The following is a 17,121-nucleotide window of genomic DNA, read 5'->3' on the forward strand; positions in this document are numbered from 1 at the left end:
AAGCTATAATTTGGCAAATTATTTTTATCATAAATATGAAGAATGAGATTAGTATCACATTTTTGCTGATGGAAATATTTTATTATTATCGCGATTCAAACGTCCGCGATAATTTAATTTTCGCTTGATTTCAGTATAGCCTGGTTCATAACTGCCTTGATTGGATAAGTTGTTTAATAGCATATTCACCGTCACTTCGGCAATGATTTTATGATCTTGTACCAGGCTAATAATATTGCAAGGTAAAAAATCTAATAATTCATTATCACCAAAGGTTGCGATTACCATACAAGAAGGTAATTCGTGATTTTTAGTTAAAATAGCATCAATCACACCTTGCAATAATGAAAAAGAGGTGACAAATAATGCCTTAGGTATCGTATTTTTTTGTAACCATGCATTAAATAAATTATGCGCTGCTTCGCGGCTATAATCTTCAGCATAGAGATAGGTGATTTGGTTTTGAACAAACTTAATGCAGGATCTAAACCCACATTTGCGTAACTGGCTGATGAATAAATTAGGCGATGCACCGACATACACAATATCACTATTACCAATATAATTTATAAATTCGGTTGTTAATAATTGCGCATCTCGTAAATCCGCTCCTAATATACTCCTAAATTTAGCAGGATTGAGAGGTCTATCTAAAGCTAAAATTGGGATATGATCATTATCCCATTGATCATAAAAAGAATAATCAGAGATAAAAGAGGAAGAAACTATTATGGCGTCAACATGTCTTTGCTTAAGGTGTAGTACGCAATGTTTTTCAATTTCAGGATTATCTTCTGAGCAAGATATTAATAATTGATATCCCGATTCCCTTACTTTTTGTTCCAGATGATTGGCGATTTTAGTATAACTATTATTTTCTAAATCAGGAATGATGATACCGATGGTATTAGTTTTGCCAACTCTTAATCCGGCAGCAACCGCATTTGGTTGAAAATTATACTTGTTTACGATTGCCATTACTTTTGCAATTGTTTGATCACTAACCCGATATTGCTTTGCTTTACCATTTATAACATAACTAGCAGTAGTTCTCGATACACCAGCTAAACGGGCAATTTCCTCTAGTTTCATTGTTATTATCTCGTAGAGTAATTAAATTTAATTAGGAGAATTTACCATAAAATTTATGTTAATAGAAAGTGTTAAAACCAATACTGTATTAATCGATTGAATTTAAAAAACATTAATTTTTTGGAATATTCGTGGAATAACTGTTACTTAAATAACTTACATTATTAATTAAAACGATTCAGCTAATAATTAATATTTATTGACAATAAGCTTATATTAGATAAATTGGTAATGATTAAATTAATACTAATAGAATCAAAAATTATTCAAACAAAAAGTATTTGAAAGAGTTAACTGGAATCATCAAAGATAAATATCAGTTATAACAATCTATAAAGCAATACAATGCAAGAAGTCTAAACACATAAAAAATGCCTATTAGTATTTTCTTAAATCGAAAAAGTGGAAGGAAGGATTAATTCTAAATAGTGGTGGGTCGTGAAGGATTCGAACCTTCGACCAACGGATTAAAAGTCCGCTGCTCTACCGACTGAGCTAACGACCCATAGGGGGTATCGGGTTGCTATATTAATCGGGATTTTTATTCAGTGCAACCCTTTTTTTTCAAATCATTATCGACAGCTTATTATTTATCCATTTATGATAGGTTTGCTAACTTAGACTTTGCTGCGGAAACAACTGTTTTGTTACTGGGAAACTGTTCAATAACTTGCTGGAATACTGCCTTAGCTTTGGTTTTTTCACCTTTATCTAAAAATATGCTACCAATCTTATATAAGCTATCCGCAGCTTTCGGTGATTTAGGAAATTCTTTTACAACCACAGCAAAATAAAATGATGCATCGTCTTTTCTACCCTGTTTATAACAAAGTTGCCCTAACCAGTAGTTCACATTAGCACGATAAGTTGATTTTGGATAAGCTTTCAAGAATTGTTGAAGTGCCGAAATAGCATTCTTTGTTTCTTTACCATCTACGACAAATTTGATAATAAAGTTATAATCTGTTTTATCATTACCTGAAGTTGACCAATTAGCTAAAGTTGTTGGAGATGAATTATTCGTTGCTGTGTTAACTTGAGCATTCTCAGTTTGGGATGGATTATCAGCCGATTGCTGCAAAATCATTTTTTGCCGCTCAATAGTTTGATTTAATAAATATGTTGTTTGTTGCAATTGCCCGCGCAATTGATCAACTTCAACTTGCAAATCAGTAATTTGTTTTTGATATTCTGTTAATAATTGACCATGAGCTTCAACAACTCTTTCTATCTTTGTTTCAGCATAAGTATAAAATGAAAAAACTAGAATGATTAAACTGAGAATTTTCTTAAACATTAATTTTAATTACCTCGATAATCAACATTAAAAGATCTTAAGATGGGGACGCTAAATAGTATACTACACTGTAGTAGCTTATCACAAAAAAGCTAACTCATATTTCAAAAATAATGGCTGCCTATGCAGCCGTTTATTATAGGTATTAAATAGATTAATAGACAAGCACTGCTCGACGATTTTTAGCATACGAAGTTTCATCATGTCCAAGTACTGCCGGTTTTTCTTTTCCAAATGATTTGATAGAAATTTGGATAGCCGAAACACCACGACCTTGTAAATAAGATTTCACTGCTAAGGCACGACGTTCACCCAACGCAATATTATATTCTGGTGTACCACGTTCATCGGCATGACCTTCAATAACAATGTTAAATGATGGGTGGCTAATTAAGAATTCAGCATGACTATCTAATGCTTTAGCAAATTCAGATTTAATATTGTATTTATCAAAATCGAAATAAACAGTATTAATTTCCTGCATTTGCTCAAGTTTTTCAGATTCTGAAATGGTTGCCTCATTAGAGTGCATAACATTTTTGTGTGGTTTTTCTGCCGTTCTTACATTACATGCAGTAAGCATTACAAAAGGCAAAATAAATGCTGTAGTTTTAAAAATATTTGACAGTTTCACTTAATTACTCCTCATTAATTCTAATAAAATGTTTAATTAATATAATTGTATTATAACAAATCCAGTGGTAAAGCCTATATTTTACTATTTGTACTCAAATATCGATTAGTAAATCTATTTAATTTACCATTGATATAAGTTAACATAATCAACTAAAAAAGCTTTAATATTTTTATTTTTTAAAATACAAACTTATTAGTTAATATAATCATTACAAATAAGGTGACCAAGCCGGAAACCTTACTTGACCATCAGTCGCCGGTAGCTTTGCTTTAAAATTGCCATCACTTGATACAATATTTAATATCGTACCCAGCCCTTGTGATGAACTATAAATAATCATCGTACCATTTGGTGAAATACTTGGCGTTTCATCCAAAAAAGTATCGGTCAATTTCTGATACCCATTAGTTGCGAGATCCATTTTAGTAACATGTTGCTCTCCTTTATTGCTTGCTATCATGACAATAAAGCTACCATCACTGGCTACTTGAGCATTTTGATTCTGAACACCATCCCATGTTATACGTTGTGGGACACCATTATCAATGGTAATACTATATAATTGTGGTCTTCCTGTTTGATCGGATGTATACACAATTGTTTTATTATCAGGCATCCATGAGGGTTCAGTACTATTACTGCGACCAAAAGTGATACGTTTAATTGTCTTATCAGATAAAGTCATTACATAAAGATTTAAATTACCGTCTTTGGATAAAACAAAAGCTAATTTCTTTCCATCTGGAGAAAAAGCTGGCGCACCATTATGCTGTGGAAAATCGGCGATTTTCTCAATTTCACCCGTTTCTAATGTTTTAAATACTAATGCTGATTTTCCGCTGTCAAACGTAACATAAGCTAACTTTTTACCATCAGGTGACCATGCCGGTGACATAAGTGGCTCTTTCGATTTGTGAATCGTTATCTGATTGTAGCCATCATAATCAGAGACTCTTAATTCATAGTTGTAACTACCACGATTCATTTTCACAACATAAGCGATACGAGTTCTAAAGGCACCTTTAATCCCCGTTAATGTTTCGAAAATTTCATCGCTTGCGGTATGCGCAGCATAACGTATCCAACGTTTCTCAATTTCATATTGATTTTGCGCTAATACTTCTCCAGGATTATTAACCGTATCAACAAGTTGATAACTTATTAAATACTTGCCAGATGCATTTTGTTGAACATTACCGACAATAACCGCCCCAATTCCTAAAGCACTCCATGCTTTTGGAGTAACAGCAGAAGATGTATCGGGTAATTGCGGCATTTTACGTGAATCAATAGGATTAAATTTACCACTATTGCGTAAATCAGAAGCAATGATATTATCGATTTCTTGTGGCGGAGCACCATTACCAACCCATTTAAAAGGAACCACAGCAATAGGTTTAGCAGTATTTATACCATCTGTTATTATAATTTTAATATCAGCTATCGAGAAAGTAGCATAAAGTAATATAAAACAACTTATTAGAAAGCGATATGAAAATTTTAACATCACAAAATTCCTTGCATAATTTTTGAAACCAATCATTAAAACTTTTTTGAATTCATTATTATATAATATAATCTATTTTCATAAATAACATATTCAAATTTAACCTTTATATTTTTGAAATATAAGGTTATTTAGGTATAAAATTAATTTGTAAATTTTTAACCTCTTTATATAACAAATTATTTTTAGGTTTAGGAAATACCGCCAATTTTGTTGCTGATATGGCTTCGCGACACAGCGTTGGATCCCCATCGATAGAGCTTACATTCAATAAAAGACCATCAGGCGCTAATTGTATTTTTAAAATACAATTTTTTCCCTGATACAAGCTTGGATTGATAAATTTGTTACTAATAGCACTCATAACCATTTGTTTAAATTGATTTAATTCAGCAGATGATACACTTGTTTCTGCTTTAGGTGCTTTAGAGGTTAAACTCCCTAATATATCATTGAGTTCTTGTTGCTTGCGCTTTTCATCAGCCGCCTTTTGCTTAGCTAATTCTTCAGCCTTAATCTTTTCTTGTTGCGCTTTTTCAGCTTTTAGGCGCTCCTGCTCAAGCAATTGTTTTTGATTTTCAACTTCCTTTTTAACTTTTTCTGCTTCTAATAACGCAGCTTGTTTAGCTAATTCAGCCTGTTTTTTCTCAGCCTCTATTTTTTGTTTTTCTTCTATTGCTCTTTGTGCTAATAATTTGGCTTCCTCGTCTGCTTTTTGTTTGGCTAAAAGAGCCTGTTTTTGTTGTTCTTCCAATTGAGCTTTAGCTTTTAATGCCTCATTTTCTAATTTTTGTTTTTCCGCCAATGCCTTCGCTATTGCTTCTTGTTCTTGTTTCTGTTTCTCAATAGCCATTAAACTTTCTTTAGCAAGCTGTTTTAAACGTTGTTGTTCAGCTAATTGTTTTTGCTGCAATTCTTGTGCCTGCTGTTCGATAAGTTGTTGTTGCTGTTGTTTAATTTGTTGACTCGTCAAATCATGTTCGATTTGACGTTGTTTTTGTTTTGCAATAATACTATTGTCAACCATAATTGCATCAATTTGTTGTCCACTATCAGTATATGAAGATGAATAATGCCATGCACTATAAGCTAACATAAAAATTAGCCCTAAGTGAAAAATGATAGATATAACTAATGCTAAACTAAAATTAGATTTGATATTGTTCACCATAAAAAATTATAAAAATAGTTAAACTTGAACTAATTAAATTATTGTCTCATTAATAATTTCAAAAATCATCACAAATTTCCATTAGTTTAAAAACTATTTAGCTTTTTCTAATGTATTGAGTAAATAACATTGCAGATTAATGATGACGCGATATTAAACTTTAATCTAAAAAATAAGTTTTGAATAAAATAACAAATAATTAAGGGAATTAACATAGTGAAATTATTATGTTTATAAACTGAAAATATCAATTTCAATTTATAAACATAATATAAATTTAAAAGTTAAACCGGTTGAGTCATTAGACCGACAGATTTGACGCCAGCGGCTTGTAAGATATTTAACGCCTTTATGATCTCTTCATATGGCACATTTTTGGCACCACCAACTAAGAATATTGATTTCTCATTATTAATCAATTGTTGTTTAACTTCAGCAATGATTTGTTCTTTGCTTAAATTATTTTCCCGTTCTTGATTAATGATTAATGAATATACTCCAACCCCAGAAACTTCGATAATAATGGGTTTATTTTCTGCGGTAACAACCGTTTTTGATTCTGAAGCTTCTGGTAAATCAACCTCAACGCTCTGACTAATAATCGGGGCGGTTGCCATAAAAATTAACACTAATACCAATAAAACATCTAATAATGGTACAATATTTATTTCAGCTTTCGATGAATAACGTGATCTACGTCTCATAACAATTACTTCCTAATCGCAACAGCTTGACGTTGCAATATTGCCAACAGTTCATCGGTAAAATTTGAATAGTTTTGCTCAATTCCACCAACCCGTAAACTTAAGCGACTATAGGCTATAACTGCAGGAATTGCTGTAAATAAACCGATTGCCGTAGCGATCAATGCTTCAGCTATTCCAGGTGCAACCATTTGCAAAGTAGCTTGCTTCACAGCACCCAGAGCAATAAAGGAATTCATTATTCCCCATACGGTACCAAATAAACCTACATAAGGACTGATAGAACCAATTGTACCAAGAAGCGAAATATAACGATCTAAGTTATCTAATTCCCGATTCATTGATAAACGCATCGCACGAGTAGCCCCTTCCAATGCTGCATTAGGCATATTCGGATTAATTTGATATAAACGAGAAAATTCTTTGAAACCAGTATAAAAAATAAGTTCGGTACCGTGTATTCTAGCTTTCTTTTTATTCAGTTCATTATAAAGGGTGTTGAGATCATCAGCAGACCAAAATGTATTGTCAAATGAATCAACTTGCTGTTTCGCTTTACGTAGTGTTAAACCCCGCTGAATAATAATAGCCCATGAGACAACTGAACAAAGAAGTAATAACAACATAATTAGTTGAACTAAAAAACTTGCACTATAGAACAAGTCAACAATATTCATATTTTCCACTTATAGAAACTCCGAAATAATTAATTTTGGTAATACACAAGGTCTATTCTTATTGAGATCAACACAAGCAATCAATACTTCTGCTTCATTTATCAATTGATTATTGCCATTAAAAATTTTTTGTTTAAAAATTAATGATGCTTTACGTATATTTTCTAGCTGACTTTTAATCATTAATTGATCATCTAACCGAGCTGGTAAGATATAATCGATACTCATTTTTTTTACCACAAAGGCTATATGCTGGTTTTCGATTAAAAATCGTTGATTAATATTATAGTGTCGTAACATTTCAGTTCTTGCCCGTTCATAGAATGCAAGATAACGGGCATGATAAACAACACCACCGGCGTCGGTATCTTCATAATAAATTCTTACTGGCCAATCAAAATGCTTCATGCTAAAAAATCCTTAAAACTTGATTATAAGCATTATATATCGATTATGATGAAATTAAATGATTATTATCATTAATAATATTAATTATTCATCAAATAAATTAAATATAGGTTTTTTAGAAAACTTTAAAATTAAATATATATCTGATTACATGATGAATTAATTTTGTATCATTATTCAAATAAAAATTCCCCCTCTAAGTGAACTAAAATAATCCACTTTATGCGCTATCATGTTAGCCATTCATGGGGAAAATGATATTTACTGTACCATTATCATATAATGAGTTTTAAATGAAAACAATTATCATTAGTAATAAAAAAGGCGAATATTAAATAATATTCGCCTTTTTAGAATGAATTATGGATTTGTTAATCGTTCTTCTTATCAACCCATAAACCTGTAGCTACAGCAATCATTGCTGCGGCTACAGTTACTATAAACCAGACAAAATAATACATACGTACGTATCCCCTAAATTAAATCCAAAAATTAATAAAGTATATGATCATGTTTTTCAATGTAACTTTTATTAATTCGACCAAACATTTTAATATAAGCCCAAGTTGTGTAAAGTAGTATAATTGGTAAAAATATCATAACAACCCAAAACATAATGTTTAGTGTTAAATGGCTTGAAGTCGCATCCCAAATAGTCAGACTAGCATCAGGCATTATGCTTGAAGGCATAATAAATGGGAAAGTGGTTATCGCAAACGTCATCAAAACACAAGCTATTGTTAATGAAGACGTTAAAAATACCCAACCATTTTTATCTTTACCTGACAAAATAATTGTCAACATTGGCATGACAATAGCCAATAATGGAATTGCCCAAAGTATTGGTAGCACTTTGAAATTATTTAACCAGGAAGTATCGGTCGTTACACTTTTAAATAGTGGATTAGAATCAGCATAATGATCCATGACACTGGTTATTTCATAACCATGCAACCCAAAGACTACCCATATTCCGGCTATAATAAATGCTATTATCAAAATTAATGCTGAAATTTGGGTTGCTTTGCGCGCTTTTAGGTAAAGCTCGCCGGTTGTTTTAAGTTGCAACCACGCGCCACCTTGAGTGACAATTAGCATCAAACTGATAATACCTGCTAATAAGGCAAAAGGATTAAGTAAGCCAAAAAAATTACCTTCATATGAGACGCGCATAAATTCATCGTATTTGAATGGCACTCCTTGAAGTAAATTACCAAAAGCAACGCCAAATACAAGTGCTGGCACAAAGCTACCAATAAATATCGCGGTATCCCATAAATTACGCCATTTTGAACTTTCTAGTTTACTTCGATAATCAAAGCCTAATGGTCTAAAAAATAGTGCACAAAGCACTAAAATCATTGCAATATAAAATCCGGAGAATGAAGCAGCATAAACATCTGGCCATGCTGCAAAAATCCCAGCGCCCGCAGTAATTAACCAAACCTGATTACCATCCCAATGTGGCGCAATGGCATTTATCATTATGCGTCGTTCATTATTGGTCTTACCAATAATCGGCAACAATATACCAACCCCCATGTCAAAACCATCGGTAACCGTAAATCCAATTAAAACGGCGCTAATGATTACCCACCAAATAACTCGTAAAACTTCATAATCTAACATGATTTTACTCCCTTTCCTTAATGCGTTACCGTTTGTGGTTGTGCCGTTGTTTCGTAATGATAGTTGCCAGTAGCTAAAGAGCTTGGTCCTAAACGAGCATATTTAAACATTAAGAACATTTCAGCAATCAAGAATAACGTATATAGACCACAAATTAACAACATAGTGAATAATATTTCACCCGCTGTTAAGGAAGAGTTTGCCACACCAGTAGGTAAAATACCATCAATTGCCCAAGGCTGACGCCCATATTCCGCCACAAACCAACCACATTCACATGCAAGCCACGGGAACGGAATGGAAAAGAGCATAAAACGATGGAACCAATTATAATGACCAATTTTATGTTTAAATGTTATTAAAACAGCAAAAGCAATCCCCAGAAGCATTAAGAAACCTAGACCGACCATGATTCTGAAAGACCAAAATAATGGTGCCACAGCCGGAATAGAATCCTCAACCGCTGCTTTAATATGCACCTCTTTTGCCTCTGGTATAGTAATATTATCCCGATCAGTGAAACGTTTAACTAAATAGCCATAGCCCAGATCATCACGATGCTTTTCAAAAAGTCTTTGCACATTCGGATCTGTACTGCCTTTTTTTATCTTTTCTAAATTTTCATAGGCGACAATACCATTACGGATTCTGACTTCATTGTCTTGCATAATCTCTTTTAAACCTTTTACTTCTTTATCCAGAGATCGCGTGGTAATTAGCCCCATAACATAAGGTATTTGAATTTCGAATAGATTTTTCTTTTCTGCTTGTGAAGGAAAAGCTATAACATTAAACGCTGCCGGAGCAGGTTGTGTTTCCCATTCACCTTCGATAGCGGCAAGTTTTGTTGGTTGTACAGTCGTCATCTCATGACCGGCTTCATCACCCATCATAATCAGTGCTATAGACATGATGAAACCAAACATTGCTGCAACGGCAAATGAACGTTTTGCGAATGCAGTATCTCTGTTTTTTAATAAATAATAAGAACTAATACCTAATACAAATACAGCACCTGTAACATAACCAGCAGATACCGTATGAAAAAATTTGAATTGTGCTACTGGACTGGTGATTAATTGAAAAAAATCGACCATTTCCATTCGAGAATTAAAGGCATTAAATTGTGAACCAGTTGGGAATTGCATCCAACCATTAGCCACTAATATCCATAATGCAGACAAATTAGAACCAAAAGCAACACACCATGTCGTAAGTAAATGTTTCACACGACTCATTCGATCCCAACCAAAAAAGAACAGACCGACCATTGTTGATTCTAAGAAAAAGGCCATCAATCCTTCGATTGCTAATGGTGCCCCAAATATATCACCAACATAATGAGAATATTGAGACCAATTCGTTCCAAACTGGAATTCCATGGTTAAACCGGTAGCGACACCTAAAGCAAAATTAATAGCAAACAATTTTCCCCAGAATCTTGTCATATCCTTCCAAATTTGCTTTCCACTAGCAACATACACCGTTTCCATTATGGCCAATAAAAAGGCTAACCCTAATGTTAGGGGAACAAATATGAAATGGTACATTGCAGTTAAAGCAAATTGAAGTCTTGATAGTTCAACGATATCTAACATTTCTACTCCCTAAGACTACAACAAAGCCCAATTTAATTATTAATATTGAAAATCTGCGCTATTGTACACTAAAAATCACTAACAAAATTAACAAATATCAAAAAAAAGTTAATTTATTATTTTTTTTATTGCATTACCGATTTCAATTAAACTTGGAACAACGATTACCCCTGCTTCTTGTAATGCTTTAGTTTTTGCCGCCGCAGTTCCTTTACCACCAGAAATAATTGCCCCTGCATGCCCCATACGCTTACCACTCGGAGCGGTCACACCGGCTATATAACTTACTACAGGTTTAGAAACATATTGACGAATATATTCAGCCGCTGCTTCTTCAGCCATGCCACCGATTTCACCAATCATGACAATAAGTTCCGTTTCTGGATCGTTTTCTAATAACGAAAGAATTGTAATAAAATCACTACCTGGAATGGGATCACCACCAATTCCAACACAAACTGATTGACCCACACCAATATCAGTTGTTTGTTTAACCGCTTCGTAAGTTAACGTACCAGAACGTGAAATAATGCCAACTTTTCCTGGTAAATGAATATGTCCCGGCATGATACCAATTTTACATTGATTTGGGACTATGATGCCTGGACAATTCGGACCAATTAAAATACTATCGGTTTGTTTTAATTTTTCTTTAACGTATAACATATCCAAAGTGGGAATACCTTCAGTAATACATACAATCAATTTAATACCAGCATCAAGTGCTTCTAAAATTGAATCCCGACCAAACGCTGCCGGAACATAGATAACTGAGGCCGTTGCTCCTGTTGCTTGTACAGCTTCTTTAACTGTATTAAATACAGGTAATCCAAGATGAGTAGTACCACCTTTACCTGGTGTAACACCGCCAACAATTTTAGTGCCATAATCTAGCGCTTGTTGCGAATGGAAAGTCCCCTGACTGCCTGTAAAACCTTGACAAATTACTTTAGTATCTTGATTAATTAAAATTGACATATTTACTGAACTCCATTCAATTACACAGCAACGGCCGAAATTTTTTGCGCCGCATCAGCTAAACTTTCAGCACTTATAATATTTAGTTGACTATTTGCTAAAATTTCTCTTGCAATTTCGGCATTATTACCTTCTAGTCTAACGACAACTGGAACATTAAGATCAATCTCTTGTATGGCAGCAATAATACCATCAGCAATTAAATCACAACGCACAATACCACCAAAAATGTTAACCAAAATTGCTTTAACATGACTATCGGAAAGTATCAATTTAAATGCTTCACAAACACGCTCTTTAGTTGTCCCCCCCCCGACATCAAGGAAATTAGCGGGTTCACCTCCATATAATTTAATAATATCCATTGTCGCCATGGCAAGTCCTGCTCCATTTACCATACAACCGATGTTACCGTTAAGTGAAACATAACTAATACCTTGCTTCGTGGCGATAGATTCTCTTTCATCTTCTTGAGTGATATCTCTTAACTGACTTAGTTCAGCATGGCGATATAATGCGTTATCATCTAAAACAATTTTGGCATCTACACAAACAAGTTCTTCATTTTCTGTCAAAACTAAAGGATTTATCTCTGCTAAAGAAACATCGTTTTCAATAAACAATTTAGCCAAACCCATAAAGATTTTCGTGAATTGATTTATAAGCTTACCTTGCAACCCCAGTTTAAATGCTAATTCACGTCCCTGATAGGCACATGGTCCGGTTAGGGGATCTATGGGCATTGTATGAATTAATTCTGGTGTATTTTCCGCTACGGACTCTATATCCATCCCACCTTCAGTCGAAGCTATAATCACCACACGTTGAAGAGCTCTATCAATAACCGCACCCAAATAAAACTCGTTTAAAATTTGCGAAGCTTGCTCTATTAAAATCTTATTAACCGGTTGACCTTTATTGTCAGTTTGATATGTAATTAAGCGTTGCCCTAACCAATGTTCAGCAAATTGCTGAATTTGATTGAGATTATCGGTACAAATAACGCCCCCTGCTTTCCCTCTTCCCCCAGCATGAACTTGGCACTTAGCTACCCATTTTTTATTAATTAAACTTTGCGTTGAAATCTCGGCTAATATTTCCTTAATTTCATCAACCGACTGGCAAACATAATTTGTCGGAATGGGTAAACCGTAATTTTTGAAAAGTAATTTTGATTGATATTCATGCAAATTCATAGATGCGTATTCCAAGTAATTAATAATACAAATTAAAAAAATGTATATAAAATGGATAAATAATTAATGATCACAAAGTTTAATCTAATAAGTAAAAATTGTGTAGTTTTGTCATCATTTAATAAAAAAAATCTATGCAAACGCATAGTCTTATTGTTGTTTTTTATTCTGTAATGTTATAATTTTTGTTTAATGATAAAAATGCAAAGACTATAGGGTAAAATTATGGCCAAAGTTGGAATTTTTTTTGGTAGCGATACCGGAAACACAGAAAAAGTCGCACAACAAATACAAGCATTGTTAGGTGAAGATACCGCAGATTTATTTGATATTGCTAAAACTACCAAGGAAGAAATACAAAAATATGAATTCTTATTTTTTGGTATTCCAACTTGGTATTATGGCGAGTCACAATGCGATTGGGATGATTTTTTCCCTAATCTTGAACAAGTAAATTTTACAGGTAAAATGGTCGCTATTTTTGGTTGTGGTGATCAAGAGGATTATGCTGAATATTTCTGTGATGCGATGGGAACATTACGAGATATTATTGAACCTAAAGGTGTAAAAATTGTTGGTAATTGGCCAACCGAAGGATATCATTTTGAATCATCTAAAAGTTTAGTCGATGATAACCACTTTGTCGGACTAGCAATTGATGAAGACAGACAAGCTGATTTAACTGAACAACGTATTACTCAATGGGTCGAACAAGTTAAAAGTGAAATGGGTATTTAAAATTTTCATTATATAATTTCACTCAAGATGACAAAGAACATTAAATTACTAATAACTATAAGCGAGGTCGTTAAGGCCTCTTTATTCCTATAGGGCTAAAATATATATTATTTTTTAACCCAACTCACATTCTAATAATAAGAATCTTTTTTAGTGCATATAATTCAATGCATTTTGATTGTAATATCTCATGACTTTTTATTTGTTAAAATACCATAACAATATTTAGTAATTAAATTAACAATCTTTGAAGAATTGATATAAATTAGATAACTCAAAATTATTAAGTAAGATAATTAATTTAATAGGATAAGCCATCTAAAATGATTGCTTTATTTTTTCTAAATATTTTTTATAATGAACACCAATTATGTGACAAAGGATTCAAATTTTTATGACCGCACAAGAAAATAATGCCGCACTAAAAAATGCAGGACTCAAAATAACTTTACCAAGATTAAAGATTTTAGAATTACTGCGTGATCCTCAACATCAACATGTTACTGCAGAAGATCTATATAAAAGATTATTAGATTCTGGTGAGGAAATTGGTTTAGCGACAGTTTATCGGGTGTTAAACCAATTTGACGATGCAGGAATTGTGACTAGACATAATTTCGAAGGTGGGAAAGCTATTTTTGAGTTATCTACACAAACACATCACGATCATCTTATTTGTTTAGATTGCGGCGAAGTATTTGAATTTAGCGACGAGACCATTAATAAACGACAAAAAGAGATCGCTAGTCGTTATGGCATCGATTTGACCTACCATAGTTTATATCTTTATGGGCACTGTTCTGGTGGTAATTGTAAAAAAGAGCCATCTCTTCATAATCCAAAATAATCTAAATAAATTTTTTACAAATTACTAGATCGTTTAGTTAAGATCTAGTAATTTAAATAGTCATTATCGACCATTCATCTGTGTAGGTTTATACTCAAAATGCGACAATTTCTTAATTTTATTCCTTTAGTATTCTTTTTTGTTTTTCTAGTATTTTACGATATTTTTGCTGGCGTAAAAGCTTTAATGATATCGTCCACCATTACTTTAATCATTACTTTAATTATTTATAAAAAATTAGAAAAAATGGAATTATTTTCTTATTTGATGATCATCATTTTTGGTGGATTAACTATCTATCTTGATAATAAAGATTTTATCAAATGGAAAGTTACTCTCATCAATTTGGGATTTGCTTTCACGCTCTTAACCAGTCAGTTTTTTTTCAAAAAAAATCTTATCCAAAAGTTAATTGGCAAAGATATTAAACTAGATACATTAATTTGGAACAAATTAAATATCATTTGGTCATTTTTTTTCATAGTATGTGGAATAGCTAATCTTTATGTAACTTACTATATGTCAGATGATTTCTTTGGTGTTTTTAAAGCTTTTATTTTACCTGGCGCATCGTTAGTTATTACACTGATATCGGGGATCTATATTTACAAATATCTTGAGCCGAATGATAAAAAATAATTCAATGGGAAGATTAACAATATGAATCAAAATACGAAAAATCCTAAAGGACAATTGGTTTTACGCACTTTAGCTATGCCAAGTGATACTAATCCACATGGACATATCTTTGGTGGTTGGATATTGTCACAAATGGATCTTGGTGGCGGAATATTGGCTAAAGAAATAGCAAGAGGCCGAGTGGTAACAGTTAATGTCAGTAGTGTAACCTTCCACCGTCCGGCGATGGTTGGTGACGTAGTATGCTGTTATGCCCGATGTTTAAAAACTGGTACATCTTCTATTACTATTGCCATTGAAGTTTGGGTAAAAAGAATTTCCGATAATCATAATAATTTTGGTCAACGTGAGTGTATAACTGAAGCCATTTATACCTATGTTTTAGTTGACAAGCATAATAAATCACGGCCATTACCTGAACAATTTCAACAGTATAATGAACAAACAGATGATGTTTCTAAACTTGGTTTAAGTGAAGACTAATATCAAAATGTCTTTGGATTCATTTTATGCTTGGGGTAATACTTTCGTATTAATCAGCTATTGGCTGCTTATTGTTGGTGTTACACTCAGAATATTAGTGAAACGTCGCCCCACTACCTTTGTTGTAGCGTGGTTGTTAATCATTTACATCATTCCATTTGTAGGAATAGTTTTATACTTTTTATTAGGCGAAGCACATATTGGTCAGCAACGAGCCAAACGTGCACAAAAAATGCGACCAATCATAAATCAATTTATCCATAAACTCATTGATTTTCCATTTATTTTTACCGATCAGGTAAGTGATGTCGCAAAACCATTATTCCAGTTATGTAAACATCAAACAGGATTAAATGGTATAAACGGTAATCACATTGAATTAATAAATACCCCTGATGCAATATTCGATTATTTGATAAATGATATAAATCAAGCTAAATCAAAAATTGAAATGGTATTTTATATTTGGAACATTGGTGGACGAGCTGATGAAGTTCAACATGCATTAATTAGTGCAGTTAATCGTGGGGTAAAATGTCAAATTATGTTAGATTCAGCTGGTAGCCGGCATTTTTTTAAAAGTCAGCAATCTAAATTAATGCGTGATGCAGGTATTGAAATTGTCGAATGTTTAAAAGTCAATCTTTTTCGTTTTATCTTTCGCCGGTTAGATTTGCGTCAACATCGCAAAATGGTAATAATTGATAATCATATTGCTTACACCGGTAGTATGAATATTGTTGATCCACGTTATTTCAAACAAAATAAAAATGTTGGTGAATGGGTCGATATTATGATTAGAATGAATGGTCCAATAACCACGTTAATGGGGGCTATTTATGCAAGTGATTGGGAATTAGAAACGGGCAATAAATTACGATTACCTCAAGTTGCTCAATTTGCAGAACAACCCGAGCTAAAACGCCATATTATGCAAATCATACCGTCTGGTCCCGGTTATACTGAATACATGATTCAGCAAGCCTTACTTACCGCTATATATTCCGCTCAAAAAGAAATCATATTCACTACCCCTTATTTAGTGCCGAGTGATGCGCTGTTACACGCTATTTGTACTGCAGCGCAACGTGGTGTAAATGTTAATATTATTATACCGCAGAAAAATGATTCGTTGATGGTTGATTGGGCAAGTCGCGCATTTTATAGCGATTTATTGGCAAGTGGCGTCAAGCTTTATCAATTTAAAAATAATTTATTACATACTAAAAGTGTTTTAATCGATCAACAATTAAGTTTAGTTGGTACAGTTAATCTTGATATGCGTAGTTTATGGTTAAATTTTGAAGTTACAACAGTAATAGACGATAGCGATTTTGCCGAACAATTAAACTGCTTACTCAAACATTATTTATCTCAATCTGATGAATTAACACTAACAAAGTGGAATAAACGATCATTTTGGAACCATATAATTGAAAGATTATTTTACTTTTTTGCACCATTGTTATAAATCATAAAGCAATTTCATCAAAATCATCGATATGATTGTTGATAATATT

The 17,121-nt window shown here is 32.9% G+C and carries 17 protein-coding genes and 1 tRNA gene; 5 read left to right on the forward strand and 13 right to left on the reverse strand.

Annotation, left to right across the window (positions count from 1 at the left end; translation table 11 throughout):
• Positions 1–54: 54 nt before the first annotated feature.
• The 13 genes from cra to sucC all read right to left on the reverse strand — a co-directional run bounded on the left by cra (position 55) and on the right by sucC (position 12,894).
• A complete protein-coding gene (gene cra / locus JMI89_RS00665) occupies positions 55–1,092 on the reverse strand; it encodes a catabolite repressor/activator (RefSeq protein WP_220679065.1) in 1,038 nt (345 codons plus the stop codon).
• A gap of 429 nt (positions 1,093–1,521) precedes the next feature.
• A tRNA-Lys gene (locus tag JMI89_RS00670) sits at positions 1,522–1,597 on the reverse strand.
• A 93-nt stretch (positions 1,598–1,690) separates the two neighbouring features.
• The gene (gene ybgF, locus JMI89_RS00675) at positions 1,691–2,389 is read right to left on the reverse strand and encodes a tol-pal system protein YbgF (protein WP_187755604.1); all 699 of its coding nucleotides are present in this window, start codon (positions 2,387–2,389) and stop codon (positions 1,691–1,693) included.
• Positions 2,390–2,543: 154 nt separating this feature from the next.
• Positions 2,544–3,023 (reverse strand): peptidoglycan-associated lipoprotein Pal, encoded by a 480-nt coding sequence (gene pal, locus JMI89_RS00680; protein WP_343066779.1) that lies wholly within the window; start codon positions 3,021–3,023, stop codon positions 2,544–2,546.
• 211 nt (positions 3,024–3,234) lie between these two features.
• Positions 3,235–4,533 (reverse strand): Tol-Pal system beta propeller repeat protein TolB, encoded by a 1,299-nt coding sequence (tolB, locus tag JMI89_RS00685; RefSeq protein WP_187755605.1) that lies wholly within the window; start codon positions 4,531–4,533, stop codon positions 3,235–3,237.
• Positions 4,534–4,660: 127 nt separating this feature from the next.
• Positions 4,661–5,704, reverse strand: coding sequence for a cell envelope integrity protein TolA (gene tolA / locus JMI89_RS00690; protein WP_187755606.1), 1,044 nt, complete (start codon positions 5,702–5,704; stop codon positions 4,661–4,663).
• 284 nt (positions 5,705–5,988) lie between these two features.
• Positions 5,989–6,408, reverse strand: coding sequence for a colicin uptake protein TolR (tolR, locus tag JMI89_RS00695; RefSeq protein ID WP_187755607.1), 420 nt, complete (start codon positions 6,406–6,408; stop codon positions 5,989–5,991).
• A 5-nt stretch (positions 6,409–6,413) separates the two neighbouring features.
• On the reverse strand, positions 6,414–7,085 hold the full coding sequence (gene tolQ, locus JMI89_RS00700; RefSeq protein ID WP_187755608.1) for a protein TolQ: 672 nt from the start codon (positions 7,083–7,085) through the stop codon (positions 6,414–6,416).
• Between the two features lie 9 nt (positions 7,086–7,094).
• Entirely contained in the window at positions 7,095–7,493 is a 399-nt protein-coding gene (gene ybgC / locus JMI89_RS00705; protein ID WP_220679066.1) for a tol-pal system-associated acyl-CoA thioesterase, read from the reverse strand.
• A gap of 492 nt (positions 7,494–7,985) precedes the next feature.
• Positions 7,986–9,122, reverse strand: coding sequence for a cytochrome d ubiquinol oxidase subunit II (cydB, locus tag JMI89_RS00710; RefSeq protein WP_220679067.1), 1,137 nt, complete (start codon positions 9,120–9,122; stop codon positions 7,986–7,988).
• A gap of 17 nt (positions 9,123–9,139) precedes the next feature.
• On the reverse strand, positions 9,140–10,720 hold the full coding sequence (locus JMI89_RS00715) for a cytochrome ubiquinol oxidase subunit I (RefSeq protein ID WP_187755611.1): 1,581 nt from the start codon (positions 10,718–10,720) through the stop codon (positions 9,140–9,142).
• A 108-nt stretch (positions 10,721–10,828) separates the two neighbouring features.
• Entirely contained in the window at positions 10,829–11,698 is an 870-nt protein-coding gene (sucD, locus tag JMI89_RS00720) for a succinate--CoA ligase subunit alpha (RefSeq protein WP_220679068.1), read from the reverse strand.
• A 20-nt stretch (positions 11,699–11,718) separates the two neighbouring features.
• Positions 11,719–12,894, reverse strand: coding sequence for an ADP-forming succinate--CoA ligase subunit beta (sucC, locus tag JMI89_RS00725; RefSeq protein WP_220679069.1), 1,176 nt, complete (start codon positions 12,892–12,894; stop codon positions 11,719–11,721).
• A gap of 225 nt (positions 12,895–13,119) precedes the next feature.
• Here sucC and fldA point away from each other — a divergent pair, with 225 nt between their 5' ends.
• From fldA to cls, 5 genes are all read left to right on the forward strand, one after another.
• Positions 13,120–13,632 (forward strand): flavodoxin FldA, encoded by a 513-nt coding sequence (fldA, locus tag JMI89_RS00730; protein WP_187755614.1) that lies wholly within the window; start codon positions 13,120–13,122, stop codon positions 13,630–13,632.
• 394 nt (positions 13,633–14,026) lie between these two features.
• Complete coding sequence (fur, locus tag JMI89_RS00735; RefSeq protein ID WP_187755615.1) at positions 14,027–14,479, forward strand: ferric iron uptake transcriptional regulator; 453 nt, start codon at positions 14,027–14,029, stop codon at positions 14,477–14,479.
• A 99-nt stretch (positions 14,480–14,578) separates the two neighbouring features.
• Complete coding sequence (locus tag JMI89_RS00740; protein ID WP_187755616.1) at positions 14,579–15,118, forward strand: septation protein A; 540 nt, start codon at positions 14,579–14,581, stop codon at positions 15,116–15,118.
• A 21-nt stretch (positions 15,119–15,139) separates the two neighbouring features.
• Entirely contained in the window at positions 15,140–15,601 is a 462-nt protein-coding gene (gene yciA, locus JMI89_RS00745) for an acyl-CoA thioester hydrolase YciA (RefSeq protein WP_187755617.1), read from the forward strand.
• Between the two features lie 13 nt (positions 15,602–15,614).
• Positions 15,615–17,072 carry a cardiolipin synthase gene (gene cls, locus JMI89_RS00750; RefSeq protein WP_370633693.1) on the forward strand — a complete coding sequence of 486 codons (1,458 nt, stop codon included), beginning with the start codon at positions 15,615–15,617 and terminating at the stop codon, positions 17,070–17,072.
• Positions 17,073–17,121: the final 49 nt, after the last annotated feature.

The organism is Frischella sp. Ac48 (assembly GCF_019641635.1).
In the GTDB taxonomy this organism is placed as follows: domain Bacteria; phylum Pseudomonadota; class Gammaproteobacteria; order Enterobacterales; family Orbaceae; genus Frischella; species Frischella japonica.

Excerpts from the sequence above, each read along its gene's own strand:
- sucD (WP_220679068.1), bottom strand. The coding sequence starts at position 11,698 with ATGTCAATTTTAATTAATCAAGATACTAAAGTAATTTGTCAAGGTTTT.
- tolB (WP_187755605.1), bottom strand. The coding sequence starts at position 4,533 with ATGTTAAAATTTTCATATCGCTTTCTAATAAGTTGTTTTATATTACTT.
- ybgC (WP_220679066.1), bottom strand. The coding sequence starts at position 7,493 with ATGAAGCATTTTGATTGGCCAGTAAGAATTTATTATGAAGATACCGAC.
- sucC (WP_220679069.1), bottom strand. The coding sequence starts at position 12,894 with ATGAATTTGCATGAATATCAATCAAAATTACTTTTCAAAAATTACGGT.
- cra (WP_220679065.1), bottom strand. The coding sequence starts at position 1,092 with ATGAAACTAGAGGAAATTGCCCGTTTAGCTGGTGTATCGAGAACTACT.
- yciA (WP_187755617.1), top strand. The coding sequence starts at position 15,140 with ATGAATCAAAATACGAAAAATCCTAAAGGACAATTGGTTTTACGCACT.
- tolQ (WP_187755608.1), bottom strand. The coding sequence starts at position 7,085 with ATGAATATTGTTGACTTGTTCTATAGTGCAAGTTTTTTAGTTCAACTA.
- JMI89_RS00715 (WP_187755611.1), bottom strand. The coding sequence starts at position 10,720 with ATGTTAGATATCGTTGAACTATCAAGACTTCAATTTGCTTTAACTGCA.
- fldA (WP_187755614.1), top strand. The coding sequence starts at position 13,120 with ATGGCCAAAGTTGGAATTTTTTTTGGTAGCGATACCGGAAACACAGAA.
- fur (WP_187755615.1), top strand. The coding sequence starts at position 14,027 with ATGACCGCACAAGAAAATAATGCCGCACTAAAAAATGCAGGACTCAAA.
- tolR (WP_187755607.1), bottom strand. The coding sequence starts at position 6,408 with ATGAGACGTAGATCACGTTATTCATCGAAAGCTGAAATAAATATTGTA.
- ybgF (WP_187755604.1), bottom strand. The coding sequence starts at position 2,389 with ATGTTTAAGAAAATTCTCAGTTTAATCATTCTAGTTTTTTCATTTTAT.
- cydB (WP_220679067.1), bottom strand. The coding sequence starts at position 9,122 with ATGTTAGATTATGAAGTTTTACGAGTTATTTGGTGGGTAATCATTAGC.
- tolA (WP_187755606.1), bottom strand. The coding sequence starts at position 5,704 with ATGGTGAACAATATCAAATCTAATTTTAGTTTAGCATTAGTTATATCT.
- JMI89_RS00740 (WP_187755616.1), top strand. The coding sequence starts at position 14,579 with ATGCGACAATTTCTTAATTTTATTCCTTTAGTATTCTTTTTTGTTTTT.